Source organism: Shimia sp. R9_2 (assembly GCF_017743735.1).
In the GTDB taxonomy this organism is placed as follows: domain Bacteria; phylum Pseudomonadota; class Alphaproteobacteria; order Rhodobacterales; family Rhodobacteraceae; genus Shimia.
This window is the reverse complement of record NZ_JAGHRO010000002.1, coordinates 722,772-742,911: the sequence shown is the minus strand read 5'-3', so window position 1 is coordinate 742,911 and position 20,140 is coordinate 722,772. Positions and strand designations below refer to the sequence as shown.

Annotated in this window: 19 protein-coding genes; 13 read left to right on the top strand and 6 right to left on the bottom strand. The window is 58.8% G+C overall.

The features are described 5' to 3' along the window. Positions 1-26 precede the first annotated feature (26 nt). The gene (locus J7400_RS08145; protein ID WP_209061766.1) at positions 27-1,037 is read right to left on the bottom strand and encodes a hypothetical protein; all 1,011 of its coding nucleotides are present in this window, start codon (positions 1,035-1,037) and stop codon (positions 27-29) included. Between the two features lie 143 nt (positions 1,038-1,180). Further along, positions 1,181-1,834 carry a fructose-6-phosphate aldolase gene (gene fsa / locus J7400_RS08140; RefSeq protein WP_209061765.1) on the bottom strand — a complete coding sequence of 218 codons (654 nt, stop codon included), beginning with the start codon at positions 1,832-1,834 and terminating at the stop codon, positions 1,181-1,183. Positions 1,835-2,013: 179 nt separating this feature from the next. Here fsa and J7400_RS08135 point away from each other — a divergent pair, with 179 nt between their 5' ends. The 4 genes from J7400_RS08135 to J7400_RS08120 all read left to right on the top strand — a co-directional run bounded on the left by J7400_RS08135 (position 2,014) and on the right by J7400_RS08120 (position 7,172). Continuing rightward, a complete protein-coding gene (locus J7400_RS08135) occupies positions 2,014-4,209 on the top strand; it encodes a primosomal protein N' (protein ID WP_209061763.1) in 2,196 nt (731 codons plus the stop codon). Between the two features lie 137 nt (positions 4,210-4,346). Further along, positions 4,347-5,579 (top strand): MFS transporter, encoded by a 1,233-nt coding sequence (locus J7400_RS08130; protein WP_209061761.1) that lies wholly within the window; start codon positions 4,347-4,349, stop codon positions 5,577-5,579. 71 nt (positions 5,580-5,650) lie between these two features. Further along, positions 5,651-6,529 (top strand): 50S ribosomal protein L11 methyltransferase, encoded by an 879-nt coding sequence (locus J7400_RS08125; protein WP_209061759.1) that lies wholly within the window; start codon positions 5,651-5,653, stop codon positions 6,527-6,529. A 295-nt stretch (positions 6,530-6,824) separates the two neighbouring features. Then, entirely contained in the window at positions 6,825-7,172 is a 348-nt protein-coding gene (locus tag J7400_RS08120) for a hypothetical protein (protein ID WP_209061757.1), read from the top strand. Positions 7,173-7,330: 158 nt separating this feature from the next. Here J7400_RS08120 and J7400_RS08115 read toward each other — a convergent pair whose 3' ends face one another. Next, the gene (locus J7400_RS08115) at positions 7,331-7,519 is read right to left on the bottom strand and encodes a DUF1127 domain-containing protein (RefSeq protein ID WP_209061755.1); all 189 of its coding nucleotides are present in this window, start codon (positions 7,517-7,519) and stop codon (positions 7,331-7,333) included. 330 nt (positions 7,520-7,849) lie between these two features. Here J7400_RS08115 and ruvC point away from each other — a divergent pair, with 330 nt between their 5' ends. The 4 genes from ruvC to J7400_RS08095 are packed head-to-tail and all read left to right on the top strand — an operon-like array spanning position 7,850 to position 10,554. Beyond that, positions 7,850-8,356: a crossover junction endodeoxyribonuclease RuvC gene (ruvC, locus tag J7400_RS08110; RefSeq protein WP_209061753.1), complete on the top strand. Its 507-nt coding sequence runs from the start codon at positions 7,850-7,852 to the stop codon at positions 8,354-8,356. Next, positions 8,353-9,078, top strand: coding sequence for a Holliday junction branch migration protein RuvA (gene ruvA / locus J7400_RS08105; protein WP_209061751.1), 726 nt, complete (start codon positions 8,353-8,355; stop codon positions 9,076-9,078). The genes ruvC and ruvA overlap by 4 nt, the downstream gene beginning before the upstream one ends. A gap of 3 nt (positions 9,079-9,081) precedes the next feature. Next, positions 9,082-10,119, top strand: a complete 1,038-nt coding sequence (gene ruvB / locus J7400_RS08100; protein ID WP_209061749.1) for a Holliday junction branch migration DNA helicase RuvB — start codon at positions 9,082-9,084, stop codon at positions 10,117-10,119. A gap of 57 nt (positions 10,120-10,176) precedes the next feature. Then, positions 10,177-10,554, top strand: a complete 378-nt coding sequence (locus J7400_RS08095; RefSeq protein WP_209061747.1) for a hypothetical protein — start codon at positions 10,177-10,179, stop codon at positions 10,552-10,554. Here the strand turns inward: J7400_RS08095 and J7400_RS08090 are convergent. Beyond that, complete coding sequence (locus tag J7400_RS08090) at positions 10,539-11,402, bottom strand: DMT family transporter (RefSeq protein WP_247738710.1); 864 nt, start codon at positions 11,400-11,402, stop codon at positions 10,539-10,541. The two genes, J7400_RS08095 and J7400_RS08090, sit on opposite strands and share 16 nt — an antisense overlap. Positions 11,403-11,524: 122 nt before the next feature. Here J7400_RS08090 and dacB point away from each other — a divergent pair, with 122 nt between their 5' ends. Further along, positions 11,525-13,018 (top strand): D-alanyl-D-alanine carboxypeptidase/D-alanyl-D-alanine-endopeptidase, encoded by a 1,494-nt coding sequence (gene dacB / locus J7400_RS08085; RefSeq protein WP_209061745.1) that lies wholly within the window; start codon positions 11,525-11,527, stop codon positions 13,016-13,018. 244 nt (positions 13,019-13,262) lie between these two features. Next, a complete protein-coding gene (locus J7400_RS08080) occupies positions 13,263-14,888 on the top strand; it encodes a PAS domain-containing hybrid sensor histidine kinase/response regulator (protein ID WP_247738669.1) in 1,626 nt (541 codons plus the stop codon). A gap of 48 nt (positions 14,889-14,936) precedes the next feature. On the opposite strand, the gene J7400_RS08075 is transcribed toward J7400_RS08080, so the two are convergent. After that, complete coding sequence (locus J7400_RS08075) at positions 14,937-15,359, bottom strand: tellurite resistance TerB family protein (protein WP_209061742.1); 423 nt, start codon at positions 15,357-15,359, stop codon at positions 14,937-14,939. A gap of 142 nt (positions 15,360-15,501) precedes the next feature. Between J7400_RS08075 and J7400_RS08070 the strand changes: the two genes are divergently transcribed. Together J7400_RS08070 and J7400_RS08065 are read left to right on the top strand one after the other, a co-directional pair. Beyond that, positions 15,502-17,154, top strand: a complete 1,653-nt coding sequence (locus tag J7400_RS08070; protein ID WP_209061740.1) for a lysine--tRNA ligase — start codon at positions 15,502-15,504, stop codon at positions 17,152-17,154. A 157-nt stretch (positions 17,155-17,311) separates the two neighbouring features. After that, positions 17,312-17,728 carry a DUF4864 domain-containing protein gene (locus tag J7400_RS08065; protein ID WP_209061738.1) on the top strand — a complete coding sequence of 139 codons (417 nt, stop codon included), beginning with the start codon at positions 17,312-17,314 and terminating at the stop codon, positions 17,726-17,728. On the opposite strand, the gene J7400_RS08060 is transcribed toward J7400_RS08065, so the two are convergent. Next, positions 17,725-18,618, bottom strand: coding sequence for a DMT family transporter (locus J7400_RS08060; RefSeq protein ID WP_209061736.1), 894 nt, complete (start codon positions 18,616-18,618; stop codon positions 17,725-17,727). The two genes, J7400_RS08065 and J7400_RS08060, sit on opposite strands and share 4 nt — an antisense overlap. 338 nt (positions 18,619-18,956) lie before the next feature. Between J7400_RS08060 and J7400_RS08055 the strand changes: the two genes are divergently transcribed. Then, entirely contained in the window at positions 18,957-20,138 is a 1,182-nt protein-coding gene (locus J7400_RS08055) for an aspartate aminotransferase family protein (protein WP_209061734.1), read from the top strand. The last annotated feature ends 2 nt before the right edge of the window (positions 20,139-20,140 follow it).

Here is a 20,140-nt window from a genome sequence, read left to right as displayed (position 1 = left end):
TTGACAGTCTTTGAGATTTGCGGCGGTCAGCTGTCGCAAATCTCCTGAAGCGCCACCCAATAGCGGTCAATCAGCACCGGCTCTGGCAGATTATCTGTGAACGGAGCCGCTTCAATCAGCGCCAGCGTGCTTTCCCCGGACGGGTCCTGGGCCAAAGCATAGGGTTTGAGGCGCACGCGCTTTTCCTCAAAGGCAGCAATCAGAGTGTCATCCGGTGCCGCCATTGGCGGAGCGCTGATCAGCTCTTCGATGTGGCTGCTGAGCAGCGTGTCTGGCAATGTGCCGGTGGTGAGCAGGCGCAGGCTGGCGCGAATGCCGCCGCTCTCCAGAAGGCCGCGAAGCGGGTCCGCGACTGCGGCTTGCGCGGCAATCACATAGCCTGCTGCCACATCCGGCTCTTCAAAGTCTTCCACCGCGTCGCGCCCCAAAAGTACGATGTTGCCGGGCAGGGCGACCGCGTCCCGCAGGGCGCTTGGCACCACCGTGATGGCGCGCACTTGCAGGCGTTTTTGAAAGGCATCAAGTGCGGGCAATGCCTGCGGGCCGGTGCAGGCTTTGCCGGTCAGCCGCAGTGCATGGGTCTGCATCTCCTGACCAATTGTCTGACGGGTCACATTGGGCACAACCCGCAGCGCGTGGTTGACCAACGCATTTGGCAACCAGAACACGCCCAAGGCGGCAATTGCCGCCACCGACCCGCCAAGAATGAATTTGCGGAGCCTGCCTGTGGCCTGACCCGGGTTGGCCACCGCTTTGCGCAGCTTCTCGATGGCTTCGACTACCTCGGGGTGATCTGCAGCGATTTCCAAGGTCTCGCTTGGGTCGCCGTCCGGATAAAACACGGCAGGCCGTTCGCCGGGGTTGAGCCTGCGCACGGCGGGAAGAGACCAGTGGGTCAGCGCCCGATCATTGCTGTCTTTGATCACCAACGTCGCATCTCCCAGCGACACAATCACATCCCTGCGTTGTGCGTCAGGTGTCTCTCGCCACAGGGCTGTGGCTTCCAGACGTTGGAATTTTTCAAGTGCAGTGCTCATGGTGGGTCTGCTCAGGCCTCTGATTGGCACAATCCCTAGCATGGGCGTGAAGGGCGGGGCAATCACTTGCCCTTTGAAGGCGGGGCTAAAAAAAGGCCCGTGCGCGATGCCGGGCCTTGATGGTTTTTGTTGCTGATCCTGGATCAGAGGATCTTGATGTCCGCCGCTTTGATGTCTGCGAGGAACGCATCGAGACCTTTGTCGGTCAGCGGGTGGTTGATCATGGATTTGATCACGCCGGGAGGGGCGGTCATCACGTCGGCACCCACCAGCGCACATTGGGTGGCGTGGTTCACGGTGCGCACGGAAGCTGCGAGGATTTCGGTTTCAAAGCCGTAGTTGTCGTAGATCTGGCGGATGTCGGCGATCAGATCCATGCCATCAAGGTTGATGTCGTCCAGACGGCCAATGAAAGGCGAGATGAAGCTTGCGCCCGCCTTTGCGGCCAGCAGCGCTTGGTTGGCGGAGAAACACAGGGTCACGTTCACCTTGTGGCCCGCATCGGTCAGGGTTTTACAGGCTTTCAGACCATCCCAGGTCAGCGGCACTTTCACGGCGATGTTTTCAGCGATCTCAACCAGCTTGCGGCCTTCAGCGATCATTTCGTCAGCGTCAGTCGCGGTGACTTCGGCGGAAACCGGGCCTTCGACCAGATCACAGATCTCTTTGGTCACTTCGAGAATGTCGCGGCCGGACTTTTTGATCAGGGAGGGGTTGGTGGTGACACCATCCACCATGCCAAGGGCGTTGAGCTCGGCAATGGCGTCGATTTCGGCAGTGTCTACAAAGAATTTCATGTCAGGTCCTTTGCTGGGTTTGACAAGTGCATGGATGATTGGTGCAACTGCGGGATTGCGCTGCGGCTGTGATGGCTTTACCCGATAGAAGGCCGCGCCGAAAGCTGTAATGCGCCATTTGGGCGCAATTATCGTTAGCGATAACGGCATTTGGTGGGCAAAGCTGGCAAGAGGGTCTGTTGAGCGACGCAGAGTTTTATCCCGAAGGGGCTTTGATTGCGGTTCTGACCACGCAACCGCTGGACCGGGTTTTGGATTACAAAGCGCCGGAAGGGGGCGTTTTTGCGGGCAGTTTTGTCGAGGTGCCGCTGGGGCCGCGCAAAGTGCTTGGTGTGGTCTGGGGGCCGGGCAAGGGCGATTATGACATCTCCAAAATTCGCGCGGCCAATAAGGCACTGGATGTGGCACCGATGCGGGCCGATATGCGCAATTTTCTGCAGCGGGCGGCCGACTATACGCTGACGCCGCTGCACGCGATGTTGCGGTTGGCGACCCGTGCGCCGGGTCTCAGCGATCCGCCCTCGATGCGCAAAGTCTATCGTCGTGGCACAGGGGAGCCCGACCGGCAAACCGATGCGCGGCGGCGGGTGTTGGCGACATTGGAAGACTACGGCGGGCTCGCCTTCACGCTAGGCGAACTTGGCGAGATGGCAGGGGTCACAAATTCCGTCATCAAAGGGCTGGTGAAACAGGGCGTTGTGCTGGAAGAAGCCGCGCCTCGGGACACTCCATATTTGCGACTTGATCCGGACTACGGCGGCAAAGAGCTGACGGCGGATCAGGAAGCCGGGGCGGCGGAATTGCGCGCGGGTATTCAGTCGGGTGTTTACGGCACCACCTTGCTGCGCGGGGTCACGGGCTCCGGCAAAACAGAGGTTTACCTTGAGGCCGTTGCAGAATGCCTGCGCAAGGGGCGGCAGGCGCTGGTGCTCTTGCCGGAGATCGCCCTGACCGCAGAGTTCCTGACCCGCGTTGAGGCGCGGTTTGGTGCGCGCCCGGCAGAGTGGCACTCCGGTGTGACCATGACCGAGCGTCGGCGGGCGTGGAAAATGGTGGGAGAGGGCGGCGCGCAGCTTGTGGTTGGTGCGCGCTCAGCGCTGTTTTTGCCGTACCGTGATCTTGGATTGATCATCGTCGATGAAGAGCACGACACCTCCTATAAGCAAGAGGACGGCGTGCTTTATAATGCGCGCGATATGGCGGTGCTGCGCGCAGCGATGTGTGACGCGCAAGTGGTGCTGGCCTCAGCCACCCCTTCGCTGGAAACCTGGGCCAATGCGGAAGCGGGCAAATACAAGCGGCTTGAGCTGACCAGCCGCTACGGCGCGTCGGTTTTACCGGAGATGCGGGCAATTGATATGCGCACGCAGGAATTGCCGGCCAGCCGTTGGATTTCACCGGCATTGAAACAGGCGGTGGACGCGCGCATTGCCAAAGGTGAGCAGGCGCTGTTGTTCATCAATCGCCGAGGTTATGCGCCGGTCACAATCTGTCGGGCCTGCGGGTATCAGATCGGATGCGACCATTGTGATGCGCGTATGGTGGAGCACCGGTTTCTCAAACGGCTGTTGTGCCACCAGTGTGGTGAAACCAAACCGATGCCGGAGGCCTGCCCGAGCTGTGAGGTCGAAGGCAAGCTGGCCCCGGTCGGACCGGGGGTTGAGCGGCTGGCCGAAGAGGCGCAGGCGCTTTGGCCGGAGGCGCGCCAAGCGGTGCTGAGTTCGGATCTCTTTGGCTCGGCGCGCGCGCTGAAAGAGAGCATTGAGACCATCGCCAATGGCGGCGCAGATATCATCATAGGCACCCAGCTGGTGGCGAAAGGCCATAATTTCCCGCTGCTTACGCTTGTAGGCGTGATTGACGCTGACCTTGGCCTGCAAGGCTCTGACCTGCGTGCGGCGGAGCGGACTTTTCAGCTCATGCGACAGGTTGCCGGGAGGGCAGGGCGCTCTGAACGCGCGGGGCTTGCGCTGTTGCAGACCTTCCAGCCGGAACATCCTGTGATCCGTGCGATCCTGACCGGCGATGAGAATGGTTTCTGGCGTGCCGAAGCGGATGAGCGGCGTCACGCTGTGGTGCCTCCGTTTGGCCGCATGGCAGGCATCATCCTTTCAGGCAGCGATGTGGGGCAGGTGTTTGATCTGGGCAATGCGCTGGCGCGCAATTCGGAGGCTTTGCGGGCGATTGGGGCTGAGGTTTATGGCCCGGCCCCGGCCCCCATAGCGCGCGTGCGTGGACGGCACCGTGTGCGGCTCTTGGTGAAAGCCGATAAATCCGCGCCGCTACAAGCCGCCCTGGCACGTTGGATTGGCCAGTTCCGCCTCAAAGGTGATCTGCGTCTCGCCGTCGATATTGACCCGCAGAGCTTTTACTGAGCGCAGGGTTTCCTCTTGCTTCCAATATCCCGGAGCGCGAGGCAGAGCCTCGCATTTGTTTTGCGTGCAAATACGCAGCCCAACCTGTGCATCCATTCGCTCTCGCCTTTTGGGGTATTTCCCCGTATGCGCTAGGCATGTTCGAAAAAATTGCCATTGATGACGCGCAGGCTTTGCCGTGGTGGCGTCGCCCGATCGCGCTTTTGTTCCTGATGGCGCTGGCCATGCCCATCGCGTTCAACACTTGGAGCGCGCTGCTCAATAACTTTGTGGTTGAGGTTGCAGACTTTGACGGCTCCGACATTGGCCTCTTGCACACTGTGCGGGAAATTCCGGGCTTTCTGGCGATTGGCGTGATCTTCCTGCTGCTCTTCATTCGCGAGCAGGTGTTGGGCATGATCTCCCTCCTGCTCTTGGGCGTAGCGACAGCGTTGACCGCCTATTTCCCGAGCATGGGCGGCATTCTGATGATCACGCTGCTGAGTTCTATCGGGTTTCACTATTATGAAACCGTGAACCAGTCTTTGCAGCTTCAGTGGCTCGACAAGAAGCGCGCGCCCAAGGTGTTGGGCTGGCTGGTGGCTGCGGGCTCTGGCGCAACGCTGCTGGCCTATGGGCTGATTGTGCTCAGCTGGAAGCGGTTTGATCTGAGCTATGAGGTTGTTTACCTCGCCGGGGGCGGCATGACCGCGCTGATCGCGCTCTACTGTATTTTTGCTTTCCCGCAGTTTGAAGGCCGCACGCCACAGGCGCGCAAGATGGTGCTCAAAAAGCGCTACTGGCTCTACTACGCGATGCAGTTCATGGCCGGTGCACGCCGTCAGATTTTTGTGGTCTTTGCAGGTTTCATGATGGTCGAGCGCTTTGGTTTCGATGTGCATGAAATCACCGCTCTTTACCTCATCAACCTTGTGGCCAATATGATCTTTGCCCCGATGATCGGCGCGGCTGTGGCCCGGTTCGGAGAGCGGCGCACCCTGATCTTTGAATACGCAGGTCTGGTGATCGTGTTCCTCGCCTATGGTGGCATCTACTTCTTCGGCTGGGGGCTTGTGCTGGCGGCCACTCTCTATGTGGTGGACCATTTGCTGTTCTCCCTTGCACTGGCGCTGAAGACCTATTTTCAGAAGATTGCCGACCCTGAAGATATGGCGCCGACTGCCGCCGTGGCCTTCACCATCAATCATATTGCGGCGGTGTTCCTGCCGGTGCTGCTGGGTTTGCTTTGGTTGGCATCCCCCGGCGCGGTGTTTGTGCTGGCGGCGTCTATGGCGGCGGTGTCGCTTGGTCTGGCCTGCCTGATCCCGCGCCACCCTGAGAAGGGCAATGAAACCCGCCTGACACGCCCTTTGGCAGCCGCTGCAGAGTAGTTTGCCCCCGTCAGGCTTGACGAAGCTGGGCCAAGACCCTAGGCCCGGCACAAAGTTTCTGGAGATCTGTTATGGCCACATTCACCGCGCTGACCACGCTCGTCGGGAAATCCCAAGCTGAGGCGCTTGGCGAAGCCATGGAGCGTCTGGTGCCGGAACCCACCGGTGTGGGCGTCTTTGAAATCGAAGACGGCTCTGGTCTTTGGGAAGTGGGCGGCTATTTCACCGAGGCGCCTGATGAGGCGGGCCTTGCGGTTCTCGCTGCTGCTTTTGAGGCAAAGCCCTTTGTGGTGTCCGAGCTGCCTGAAACCGATTGGGTGGCCCATGTGAAGCGTGAGCTGGCTCCTGTGGAGGCCGGTCGCTTCTTTGTCTACGGCAGCCATGATGCGGACCAAGTGCCGGAAGGCGCGGAGCCACTGTTGATCGAGGCGGCAATGGCCTTTGGCACCGGACACCACGGCACCACGCTTGGGTGTCTGAAAGCGCTGGATCGCCTCGCCAATGAAGGTTTTGTCGGCGAGAACGTCGCAGACATCGGGTGCGGCACTGCCGTGCTGGCCATGGGCGCGGCGCGCATCTGGCCCAACAAGGTGCTCGCCAGCGACATTGACGAAGTCGCCGTGGATGTGGCGAAGGCCAATGCGGTTGCCAATGGTCTGGAAGACAAGCTGATCTGTCTGGAGGCGGCAGGCTTTGGCCATCCGGATCTGGCTGCAAAAGCGCCATATGATCTGGTGTTCGCCAATATTCTGAAAGCCCCGCTTGTGGATCTGGCGCCTGACATGGGCGCCAATATCGCGCCACAGGGCCACGCGATCCTGTCCGGTATCCTGAATGAGCAGGCGGATGAGGTGGTTGCGGCCTACGAGGCGGCTGGCTTTGCCGTGCATACGCGCGAGGAAATTGGCGAGTGGACCACATTGACCATGACCCGCAATAGCGCAGGCTGACATTTCCAAGCAGATAAGGCGGGTTGAGATACATCTCGCAATCGGCCCTTGTCGAATCATGAATAAGGCGTTCAGCGACGGAGCGCCTTTTTTGTTTGTTTTTGCGGGATTGTTTGACTTGTGTGGATAGTCGAGATGGTCGATCTGGGACTGTTTCCAAATGGGCGCGATCTGTTAAGCATAAAAACAAGTTTTGTCTCGAATTTGCCTTATTTGTCAGGGCTCGCCTTGATTTTAGGGCAATTTTTGGTCAATTTTATTCGAGTTTGGTGGGGGCCAAACCTGAGTATTTGCTATGAGTGAATCCAACGCTGAGTTTCATGAGCGTCTCGCACGGATTTACCGCAATCAAGCGGAAGCCGGGCCTAAGGCGCGTGAGGCAGTTGCTATTGACCGCAATGGCTACGTCATCGTGCGCGGTGCAGGGCGCAGACGCACGATCCCGTGGCACGGTCTTAGCATGGTTGTGGTCTCTTTTTTTGTCATCAAAGGCTTGATGATGTCCCAGCTTGGTCCTGACTTCTATTCGCAGGATGTGGCGCGTTTGAGCGGCGGGAATGCCGTGGAGAAAGCCGCAGCCTGGACCATGCGCCCTGATCCGGTGTCGCGCTGGATCGCGCTCAAGATCAATTCACTGGGCTAACACCCTTCTTTTTCATGGATCCCTCCACGATCCTTGCGGCCTCGGGTTCTCTCCCCCGGGGCCGCGTTTGTTTTTGGCACTAAAAAACCGCAGCCTCCCCAAGCAGGCTGCGGTTTCCGACCCGAAGGCCCGACCATGTGAGTGGTGACTTGCCAAACTCAGCGATAGCGGGGGATGTCGGCACGAGACATGCCGATGTCCTCAAGCTCGCGATCGGTGAGCTGTTCCAGAGCTTTCCGGGTCAAACGTTTCTCGTTCCAATGTGCAACCTGTGCAGCGAACACAGTGAATGTGTCGCGGATACGGCCAGCAAAACTGGGGGTCGACGTCGTTTCAAAAGAGGCCATATCAGTGTTCCTTCTGCCAATTTGGTATGGTCTGTTCTTCAAGATGGACGGCAAATATGGAGGTCGATCAAAGCTCACAAGACGGATTCCGGCATAGGTCCTATGCAGGTTTTGCATGGGTCGGATCAGCTTGGAAAAATGCGCGTTGGTTAAGTGTTTGCGACAATTTTGAGGATAAAAACGACCACTTTGTAACGGTTATGTAACGGGTGCAAGGCGGGGCTGCAGAAAACGCATGCAGCTATTGGAATGGGATTGGCCTTGGCGTTTGTTCTCGTTTCGTGCTACTCCGGAGCACAACAGAACAAAAAGAGCAGAATGGGGCGGCAGATGCGCGTATTGGGAATTGATCCCGGCTTGCGGAATATGGGCTGGGGCGTGATCGACGCTGATGGCAGCCGGTTGAGCCATGTGGGCAATGGAATCTGTCATTCGGTTGGCGAGGATCTGGCCGCGCGCCTGCTGTCTTTGCATGAGCAGCTGACAGATGTGGTGGCACGGTTCCTGCCGGATCATGCGGCGATTGAGCAGACCTTTGTGAACAAGGATGGCGCGGGGACGCTGAAGCTGGGGCAAGCGCGCGGGATCGCCTTACTGGTGCCTGCACAGGCCGGGCTGATCATCGGGGAATATGCGCCCAACAAGGTGAAGAAAACCGTGGTGGGCGTTGGCCATGCGGAAAAGCATCAGGTGGAGCATATGGTGAAGCTGCAACTGCCCGGTGTGCAGATTGCCGGGCCTGACGCTGCAGATGCGCTGGCCATTGCCATGTGCCATGCGCATTATGCGCGGGCAGGGGCCGGATATGCGGCCGCATTGAAAAAGGCGCAGGCATGATAGGCAAGATTTCTGGAACGCTGGAATACCGCAGCACGGATCACGTTCTGATCGACGTGCGCGGGGTGGGCTACATGGTCTACTGCTCTGACCGGACGCTCGCGGCGATGCCGGCCGCAGGGGAGGCCGTGGCGCTTTATACCGATCTCTTGGTGCGCGAAGACCTTTTGCAGCTCTTTGGATTTGGCAGCCTGTTTGAAAAAGAATGGCATCGGCTTCTGATGAGTGTGCAGGGCATCGGCGCAAAGGCCAGCCTCGCCATTCTGGGCACGCTTGGGGCCGAGGGTGTCAGCCGTGCTGTGACGCTGGGCGATGTGGCGGCGATCAAGGCCGCCAAGGGAGTCGGTCCCAAAACCGCTCAGCGGGTTGTCATTGAGCTGAAAGACAAAGCGCCAGAAATCATGGCGCTGGGTGGCAGTCTCAGCAATGCGATGGCCACAGCCACCGGCGAGGCGGCACAAAGCGCGTCGGAGGAAGATGACGCGGTGTTGGAAGATCCGGCACATGCACCTGTCACGCCAGGCGGCGCCTCCGGGGCGAGTGGCTCGGCGGCCGCGGCCTCCATGAGTGTGCAGGCGGACGCTTTGTCGGCACTTGGCAATTTGGGGTACAGCCCTTCAGATGCGGCAACCGCAGTGGCACAGGCGGCGGGCGAAGATCCCGAGGCGGATACGGCAACCTTGATCCGCACAGCCCTCAAGCTCTTGGCGCCGAAGGGATAATCTATGGATCAGCCAGACCCGACATTGCGCCCCGAGCCGCGACCAGAGGATGCGGATCGCGCCCTGCGCCCACAGGAGCTTGACGCCTTCATCGGCCAAGCCGAGGCGCGGGCAAACCTACGGGTGTTCATTGAGAGCGCCCGGCGTCGTGGCGAAGCGATGGACCACACGTTGTTTCACGGGCCTCCGGGGCTGGGGAAAACAACGCTCGCCCAGATCATGGCGCGCGAGCTTGGCGTGAATTTCCGGATGACCTCCGGCCCGGTGCTGGCCAAAGCGGGCGACCTCGCGGCGATCCTGACAAATCTGGAAGCGCGCGATGTGTTGTTCATCGACGAAATCCACCGTCTGAACCCGGCGGTGGAAGAAGTGCTATATCCTGCGATGGAAGACTTTGAGCTTGATCTGGTGATCGGCGAAGGCCCTGCCGCGCGGACCGTGCGCATTGAGCTGCAGCCGTTTACCCTGGTTGGCGCAACCACACGACTGGGGCTGTTGACCACGCCGCTGCGCGACCGTTTCGGCATTCCGACACGTCTGCAGTTTTACACCGAAGATGAGCTCAACGAGATCGTGACCCGCAATGCACGCAAGCTTCATGTACCGGCACAGGATGGCGGCGCGCGTGAAATTGCGCGGCGGTCGCGTGGCACGCCGCGGATCGCAGGGCGGCTGTTGCGCCGGGTGGTGGATTTCGCGCTGGTGGAGGGCGACGGCGTCATCACCAAAGCGCTTGCGGACGGGGCGCTGACGCGGCTTGGGGTGGACAATCTCGGGCTGGACGGGGCGGACCGCCGATACCTGCTTTTTATTGCAGAAAACTACGGCGGCGGCCCTGTTGGGATCGACACGATCAGCGCCGCGCTGAGCGAGAGCCGCGATGCGATTGAAGAGGTGATCGAGCCGTTCTTGCTACAGCAAGGTTTGATCCAGCGGACGCCGCGTGGCCGGATGCTGGCGCAGAAAGCGTGGCGACATCTGGGGCTTTCGGCCCCCAAGCGCCCGGACCAGAAAGATTTGTTCTCGCCCGGCAAGGGGTAAGAGAGGTCATTTAGCGGGTGAAGGTGGCGCAGTTGTTCAGATCTGTGGAGTGTGTGAATGAGTGAAGTGGATCGACCCACAGGGCGGAGTGTCGCGGATCTGACGGCTCGGGCCAAACAGGTCAGCGACATCTATGCCGAGACCTTTGAGATCACGCGCGACCCTGCTTGGTATCTTGCAAAACTGACGGAAGAGCTGGGCGAGATGCAATCCGCCTATCTTGCGTCCATTGGCAATCAGCGTGGCAGTGGCTCCGGTCAATGTGCCAAAGAAGCTTTGGCGGACGAAGCCGCAGACCTGTTTGGGTTTCTAATGGTCTTTGCCCAATGGCAGGGGATCGATTTGGAAGTCGCCTTTGAGCGGAAGTGGGGGAAATATCTTAACGGTGCTCCTGCCACGCAGGCTGCACCAGAGACCCCTCAACCAGCTGTCTGACGCTTGGCTTTTGCCTGCAAGCTCGGAAGGGCTGCGGAGAGCACGCCCGCGCTCAGGATCAGCGCCAGACCGAACCAGGTGAGGGCGGCGGGCAATGTGCCAAACACCGCCCATCCAAGCGCCGTTGCACTCAGAAGCTGGAGGTAGACCAAAGGCGCAAGCTGTGCGGCCTCGGCGCGGCGATAGGCGAGCAACAGGAGGAGGTTTCCGCCCATCGAAAAGGCTGCGCTCCCAAGTGTGAGCGCGCTGAACTCCAACGAGGCGGTGGTTGGCAGATGTGGCAGGCCAAAAGGTGTCAGGATCAGAGCGCTGAGCGCCAGTTGGGTGACAAGCAGGTCGGTGGCGCGCACCGTGCCTGAGAGCCAGCGCGAGGCCGTGAGAAAGGCACCGTAGCAGAGGCCTGCGGCCACCGCGTAGAGAAGACCGGGAGACATCTCGGCACTTGGCCGCACCACGAGCAGGACCCCGAGAAACCCAAGCACCATCAGAAGGTTGCGGCTCCGCGTTGCGGGCTCGTTGAGCAACATGACAGACAAGATGTAGGAAAAGATCGGCCCGATAAAAAACGCGGCAAAGACGTCGGCGATGGGAGCCGTCTGCAGGGCGTTTTGAATGCAGAAGATACCACAGCTCATCAATGCGGCGCGCAGCCAGATGGCCCAATGGCCTAGCGCATGCAGGGTTGTTGGTCGCAGCAAAGGCAGGGCCATCAACGCGCCAAGTGCGAAGCGGGTCCAGGCGACAAATATCGGGCTGGCGCCATGGGTCTGCATCATGAGTTTGCCCGCCGTGTCCCCTGCGGGGATCATGGACATGGCGACAAACATCAGGGCAAAGACTTTCCACATAGGCACAGCGGTAACATGTTAACAGCCTCACCAAAAGCCCGCTGATTTTTGTTTATTTTGTGAAGTCGCACGGGCACTCTGCTGGTTGAACCATCAAGCGGTTCAGAGGTACGGTTGCGACTATGAAAAAGAGCTTCACACGCCGGTCGTTTCTGACCTTGAGCGCCGCCAGTTTGGGGACACCTCTTTGGGCCAATGCGCCGAGCCGATCATTGCGGCCTGTGCTGCGCCCGGATGCGCAGAGACTGATCGACAGTGCGCCTTCTGCAGAAAGTTTGATCCGCGACAGTGGCCTCACCGGCAAGGTGAGCTATGCGGTGGCGCGCGCCGGAGATGGCGGCATTCTGGAAGGGCATAATGCGGCCTCGGGGTTGCCGCCCGCCAGCGTGACCAAAGTGCTGACCGCGCTTTATGCGTTACACTATCTGGGGCCAAACCACCGCTTTCTCACAAGCTTGGTGGCTGTCGGGACAGTGGAGAACGGTGTTCTGAATGGCGATCTTGTGTTGCGCGGCGGCGGCGACCCGACGCTTGACACAAACGGGCTGGCGGACTTGGCAAGTACGCTGAAGGCCTCCGGCATTCGTGAGGTGACCGGCCGGTTTTTGGTGTGGGGCGGGGCGCTGCCATCGGTCAAAAGGATCGATAAGAAACAGCCCGACCACGCAGGCTACAATCCAGCGGTTTCCGGCATCGCATTGAACTATAACCGGGTCCACTTTGAGTGGAAGCGTGGCGCAGACGGTTACGGCGTGACCATGGATGCGCGCAGCAACAAATACCGTCCTGCCGTGACCGTGGCGCAGATGAAAATCGTCAACCGTGCGGTGCCCGTTTACACCTATCAATCGGCGGGGCAGACGGATCAGTGGACAGTCGCTAAAGGCGCGTTGGGGAAGAGCGGCGCGCGGTGGCTGCCGCTGCGCCAGCCAGAGCTTTATTCGGGCGAAGTGTTTCGGACTCTGGCGCGCGCGCATGGCATTGTGCTGCAGGCACCCAAGGTGGCGCAGGGCGCACCGCGTGGCACGATTGTCGCCCGCCAGCAAAGCCCGGATTTGAAGACCATCCTCACCGGCATGCTGAAATACTCCACCAATCTCACCGCTGAGATGGTGGGGCTGGCGGCCTCTCAGGCGCGCGGGGCGCAACCTTTGACATTGAAGGACTCTGCTGCGGCGATGAATGCCTGGGCGAAGGAGCAGCTTGGTATGCAGGCGGCTGCATTGGTGGATCACTCCGGTTTGGGCGAGGCGTCGCGACTGCGTGCGGATGAAATGGCTCTGATGCTGGCGCAGGCGGGGCAGCATGAGGTGCTTCAGCCGATCCTGAAAGACATACCTGTGAAAGACGCCAAGGGGCGACCGATCAAAGCCCATCCGGTGAAGGTCCGCGCCAAAACCGGAACGCTGCATTTTGTGAGCGCGCTGGCAGGCTACATCAATGCGCCTGACGGAAAAGTTCTGGCCTTTGCAATTTTTGAGGCCGATGTCGGCGCGCGTCAGCGCCTGATTGGGCCGGACCGCGAACGACCGAAAGGCGCGCGCACATGGAATGGGCGTGCCAAGCGATTACAGCAGGCTCTGATTGCGCGGTGGGGCACTGTCTACGGGGCGTAGAACCGGCAGGTTTTAAAGCTTTACGTTTGGGCGCCGCTTGCGGGTGGGCATCAAGAACACATTTGCAAGCTATGAGACTGGGGGAATGGTTAAACCTGTCCTATGTAACACTATAGCCAGTGATACCTGAACGGCACTGTATAACAGGGACAGTTTTATATTGGATGTTTGGCCGCAATAGTTTTGTAATTATTGCTATGTAACGATTTTACCCAAGTTTAGGAAGGGTCCGAAGCTCCGACCAATGAATATTCCCGAAATGCCAAGCAACCTCTCAGATCAATTTGCGTTTCTGGACGCGGTGAAGGGAGCGATCTTCGTTTTGGAGGTCGCGGCTGATGGCATGCCACGCTATGTGAAGGTGAATGAGGAATGGGAGCGACGTACAGAAATCGCTTCCAAAGATACGCTGGGTAAGACGGCTTTTGAAATCTTTGGCGGTGCCAACGGGAAACGCGGGCTTCAGCTTCATCTCGAAGCCGTCAAATTGCAATCTGAAAGCGTACATATTGTCACTATTCCTTTTCAAAACCGGATCGCGGATTTTCGAACGACGTTGAAGCCGGTTTTTAACGGCGCGGGACAACTGACACATATTGTCGGGACAACCGAAGACATCACCTCGCGGCGTGAGCGCGATCAGGCGCTGGAACTGAATAGGTTGGCGCGTGAGGAGGCGGAAGAAGCCAACCGCGCTAAGGAACGTTTTCTGGCAAATGTGAGCCATGAAATACGCACCCCGATGAACGGGATCATGGGAATGTGCGAACTGTTGTCGGAGACTGACCTGGATGACCATCAGCGCCTCTGCGCAAGTACAATCTACAACTCCGCCAATGCGCTGCTGGCCATCGTCAATGATGTTCTGGATTTCTCAAAGATTCAGGCACAGAAGATTTCTCTAACGGATGAGCCGTTTTCTCTAAGGGAGTTGGTGCGCGAGTGCTGTGCGCTGCTGTCGCTGCATTCTGATGCGAAAAAGCTGGAACTGATCTTTGACTATCCGGAGAAAATTCCAAGCAGTTTTGTCGGCGATATGATCCGCGTGCGCCAGGTTCTGCTGAATCTCATTGGCAACGCGGTGAAGTTTACAGAGGTCGGGCGCGTGTCTGTGACGGTTTCTTTCTCACCTGACGCAGAGGAGATGCCGCTTCAGATTGCTGTGGCTGACACGGGTGTCGGCATCGATCCGGCGCAGCTTGAGATGATCTTCACAGCCTTTGAGCAAGTGCACGAAGATGGCAAATTGCGGGGCAAAGGCACCGGGCTTGGCTTGGCGATCAGCAAGGCTCTGGTGGAACGTATGGGCGGAAAACTCTCGGTTGAGAGTGTTCCGAATGAGGGCACCACGTTCCTTGTGGCCTTGAACTTGACTCCGACAGATCCCGTTATGCCCAAGGCAGCAGTGAGCGAAGATATTCCGTCTGAACCGACAGAAAGCGTCATCTGGGACAGTCGCAAGATTGCTCCGAGCGATGCCTGCGCAGCTGTGGGGCAGGGGCCTCTGTCAGGGATGCAAGTCCTTGTGGCGGAAGACAACAAAACCAACCAGATGGTTGTGCGGAAAATGTTGGAACCCACCGGTGCCGACATGCGTTTCGTGCAGGATGGGCTGGAAGCCTTGGAATGCTGCCGCAATCAGGCCTACGATGTGATCCTGATGGATCTGTCGATGCCGGTGATGGGCGGACTGCAGGCGACGCGGGAAATTCGCCTTTTTGAGAAGGAAAGCGGAAGAGCGCCTTGCCGTATCGTCGCGTTGACGGCAAATGCGCAGCCCAGCGATACGGAGGCCTGTTTTGAGGCGGGAATGGATGGGTTTCTCAGCAAGCCGTTCCGCAAGCAGGCCCTGATCGACATCCTTCAATAGCTGCGCAGGCGTACTACCTGCGCAGCTCATTTTAATAGCGAAATCTGCTTAGGTCATATGGCGCGCGCGGGCGCCGCGCTCAATTGCTGCAGCGTGCAGGCGGTCGATGTTCAGCTCATAGCGGATCTCTTCAAGCAGGCGCAGCTCAGGCTCAGCCAGAGTGCCGTCCGCAGCCCCAACATCGCAGGCCAGCGCATAGGCGGTTTCAAACAGCCGTTCATCCAGATTGTCACGCACCAGACCAAACAGCGCGGCGAGACCATCTTCTTGTTCGAACAGGTCAAACACCAGCTGGCTGATGACCTGCATCCGGTCCACATCATATTCCGCAAAAACCGGCAGGTGGTTCACGGCCGCCTGAATTTTCACGAGTTCAGCGGTGCGGATGTTCTCGTCAGACGCGGAGACAGCCACCATCACCAACACCAAGCAGTCCTGCGGGGTGAGCGGGTGTGGAATTTCTTGGGTCACTTGCAAATCCTTTGCATTGCTGTGTTGCAGTGCAGAATATTGACTGCCAGTCTCAGGAGCAATAGGAAGCGTCGGATTGTCACGTGCAATGAGGCGCTTGGCATTCTTTCGCTGAAACCCGATCCTGAACCGGAGATGGACAATGTCTGACCTGCGCGCAGCAGCCCTCGAATCCAAAGCTTGGCCCTTTGAAGAAGCCCGCAAGCTTCTCAAACGCTATGCAAAGGGTGCGCCAGAGAAGGGCTATGTTCTGTTTGAAACGGGCTATGGCCCCTCCGGCCTGCCGCACATCGGCACATTTGGCGAAGTGGCCCGGACCACAATGATCAAAGTGGCCTTTGAGGCGATCAGCGACATCCCAACCAAGCTGATCTGTTTTTCCGACGATTTGGACGGGCTGCGCAAAGTGCCCTCCAATGTGCCAAATCCGGAAACGCTTGAGCCATATCTGCAGATGCCGCTGACCGCGGTGCCTGATCCTTTTGGCACGCATGACAGCTTTGGCGCACATAACAACGCCATGCTGCGCCGCTTCCTTGATACCTTTGGCTTTGAGTATGAGTTCTACTCGGCCAAGGAATTCTACGAAACTGGCCAGTTTGATGAAGTGCTGAAACGCGCGGTGGACAATTATGATGCCATCATGGCGATCATGCTGAAATCCCTGCGCGAAGAGCGCGCCGCGACCTATTCGATCTTCCTGCCGCTGCACCCGGAAACCGGCCGCGTGCTTTACGTGCCGATGAAAAAGGTCTGCGCCGAGACCTACACCGTCACCTTTGATGATGAAGACGGTAAAGAATGGACCGTGCCTGTGACCGGCGGCAACGTGAAGCTGCAGTGGAAGCCGGATTTTGGTGCGCGCTGGGCGGCGCTGGGCGTGGACTTTGAGATGTATGGCAAGGAGCACGCCACCAACGAGAAGATCTATGACGCGATCTGCCGCGCACTGGGTGGGCGTCAGCCCAACCACTTCTCATACGAGCTGTTTTTGGATGAAAACGGGCAGAAGATTTCCAAATCTTCCGGCAACGGTGTGTCGATTGACCAGTGGCTGACCTATGCTTCTACCGAGAGCCTCGCCTATTTCATGTACCAGAAGCCCAAAACCGCAAAGCGGATGCATTTTGATGTGATCCCCAAAGCGGTGGATGAGTATCACCAGCAGCTGCGCGCTTATCACACTCAGGACATCAAGGCACAGCTGAACAACCCGGTGTGGCACATCCACGGCGGCGACGTGCCGCAATCCGATATGGTGGTGCCATTCAGCATGCTGCTGAACCTGGCCTCTGCGTCTTCTGCGGAAGACAAAGAAACCATGTGGGGTTTCATCAACAAATACGCCCCTGATGCGACAGCAGAAACCCATCCGGGCATGGATGCGGCGGCTGGCCATGCGGTGCGCTATTTCAACGACTTCGTGAAACCGGCAAAGGTTTACCGTGCCCCAACAGAGCAGGAGCGCCGTGCGCTGGAAGATCTGGCCGGCGCTCTGAGCTCACCTGAGACCGCACTGGCGGTGATTGCGGCCAAGAACGCGCTTGTGGGCAATGATGATCCGCTTCCGGAGCCGGATTTCACCGATGAGGAGTTCCTGCAGTCCATCGTCTTCGCGATTGGCAAAAACCACGAGTTTGAACCGCTGCGCGATTGGTTCAAGGCGATCTATGAGGTGCTTCTTGGGGCGTCTCAGGGCCCGCGCTTTGGCGGCTTCATCGCGCTTTATGGCGTGGAAGAGACTGTAACGCTGATCCACAAGGCGCTTGCCGGAGACCTCGTTTCAGGCGCGTGATCCGCAAATGTGTTTGACGTTTCAAAAGGCTCTGCTTCGGCGGGGCCTTTTCTTTTGGCGACACCTCTCAATGCATCGGTTCGCCAGAGGGTTCCAAAGTCCCCCGTGTGATCTGTAGCCCCGCATTGGCCGTAGGCTCCTAAAGGGAGGACGTAAGATGAAGCATGTTTTGCTCGCCTTTGTGGTGGTTTTGGAATTTGCCCGCTCGGGGGCTGCGCAAGCACAAGTGAGCGCCAAGGCGGAGATCGAAGCCGTGATCAGCGCGCAGATAGAGGCGTTTCGCGGTGATGATTTTGTAACGGCCTTTGGGTTTGCCGCAGACAATATCCAGCGCATGTTCCTGACGCCTGAGAATTTTGGCGCCATGGTGCAGCAGGGCTACCCGATGGTCTACCGCCCTCAAACGGTGCAGTTTGGATCGCAGACTTTGGAAGGCGCGGCTGTTTGGCAGCGGGTATTGATGAAAGACGCTCAGGGTGTGACCCATGCATTAGATTATCTGATGGTGCCGCAAGGGGGCGTTTGGCGCATTGCGGCTGTGCAATTGCAACCCGCACTGAATGCTGCGGCTTAAGCGTCGGGCTTGTTGCGGCCTTCACGCCAAACCAAAATGGCTGCGGCAGTCAGAATGACACCCGCGCCAACCCAGCTCACCACATCGGGCAATACCGAAAACACCAGCGCATCGTAGAGCGCGGCAAAGGCCAGCGTGGCGTAAAAGAACGGCGCCACAAAACTCGCATCGGCGAGACGCATTGCGTTTATGAAACAGGTCTGGGCAGAGGCCATCAACAGGCCAATCCCGGCGAGGGCTGCCCATTGCGCTACAGTCGGCACTTTCCAGACAAAAGCGGCGGCCGCTGTGGAAATGGCAAGACCAATGGCATTGTTGATCAGCAGTATTTGAAACGGGCGCTCGCGGCCGGTGAGCTTCTTGATGAAGATCAGCTCGCCACCCATGGCGACCGCGGCACATAGCGCCAGGACCGCCCCAAGCTCCAGCGCTCCGGTGCCGGGGCGGGTTAGGATCATCGCGCCACAAAATGCCAATGCCGCAGAACCCCAGCGCCACGGGCCGATTTTTTCCCCAAGAAACGGGATCGCCAGCAGCATGCCCACCACGGGGTTCAGAAAGCTGATCGCTGTGGCATCCGAGAGCGGGATGAACGCTGCCGCCGCAAACATCAGCGTCACGCCGCCCCAGCCAAGCGTGGAACGACCAATATGGAGACCCCAGTGAATGCGCTCAATTTGCGGGCGCAGGATCATCGCCGCAGTGGCAAACCCAATGAAGGCAAAGAGGAAGCGCCCGTGACTGATCTGCAGCGGGTGCAGCGCTGGCCCCAGCGTTCCGGTTCCAAGCGCTTTCGCCAGAAGCGTTGTGCCAGCGGCAAAGGCAGACGCGGCCAATGTCAGCGCGGCAGCAAGTGCGGGATTTGTCTTGGGGGCGGCGATGGGGTGCATAAGAGGGTTATGGGGGCAGTGCGCACGGCTGACAAGCTGCCGATTTACACAGCCCAAAATTCGCCGCGTATCAGTCCGAAATGAACAAAAACCACAAAAATTATCCAAGGTGGAAGTTTGGGGTTCCCATTCGTCGATTGCCGCATTAGGGAGAGGTTATGAACAAGTGCATCCATATCTCTTTGCTGCGACGCCGACGCTTTACCGCGTAACAGGCGCGTAAGCCTGTGTTTGTTCTGATGCGTTAGAAAGTGACGCAAACCCCCTCAAAAACATTGACCTAAATGCCTTAAGTGATGCAGTCACTGAGGCTCATGATCTGAAAAAGGAAGATCGCAATGATCCCGTCCATTCTGCCGACATACAACCGTGCGCCTCTCACTTTTGAGAAGGGCGAAGGAAGCTGGATGATCGAGGCGGATGGCCGACGTTTTCTGGATCTGGGCGCAGGCATTGCGGTGAACGTGCTGGGCCACGCGAACCCTGTTCTGGTCAATGCGCTGACGGAGCAGGCCGGTAAGCTCTGGCATGTTTCCAACCTTTACAACATCACCCAGCAGCAGGCGCTGGCGGACAAGCTGGTGGCGCATACCTTTGCTGACACCGTGTTTTTCACCAACTCTGGCACCGAATGCTGTGAGCTGGCCGTCAAAATGGCGCGCAAGTACTGGAACGACAAAGGCCAGCCCGAGCGAGTGGAGATCATCGCCTTTGAAGGAGCGTTCCATGGCCGGAGCTCTGCGGGCATTGCCGCTGCGGGTTCTGAAAAACTGGTGAAAGGTTTTGGGCCTTTGCTGCCGGGGTTCCATCAGGTGGCCTGGGGCGACGTGGACGCCGCCAAGGCGCTGGTGGGTGATCAGACCGCTGCGATCATCGTAGAGCCTGTCCAAGGTGAGGGCGGCATTCGCCCGCTGCCGGACGCCGACCTGAAGGCGCTGCGGGCCATTTGTGATGAGGCGGGCATCCTGCTGATCATGGATGAGGTCCAATGCGGCGTTGGCCGGACAGGTAAGCTCTTTGCCCATGAATGGGCGGGCGTGACGCCTGACATCATGATGGTGGCAAAAGGCATCGGTGGGGGCTTCCCGCTGGGCGCGGTGCTTGCGACGGAAGAGGCCGCAAGCGGCATGGTTGCGGGCACCCACGGCTCCACCTATGGCGGCAATCCTCTGGCCTGCGCTGTCGGTGGCGCGGTGATGGGTGTTGTGGCGGATGATGCCTTTCTGGGCGACGTGAACCGCAAGGGCGGACTTTTGCGCCAAAAACTCGAGGGACTGGTTGCGGCGCATCCGGATGTCTTTGAAGAGGTGCGTGGTGCGGGGCTGATGCTGGGACTGAAATGTTCCAAAGCAGCCTGCGGCGATGTGGTTGCGGCGGGCTATGACCATGAGGTCGTGACCGTGCCAGCCGCAGACAATGTGGTGCGTCTGTTGCCACCGCTGAACATTACAGATGAAGAAATTGCCGAAGCCGTCCAGCGGCTGGAGAAGGCGGCAGCCAAAGTGGGCGCGCAGGCGTAAGG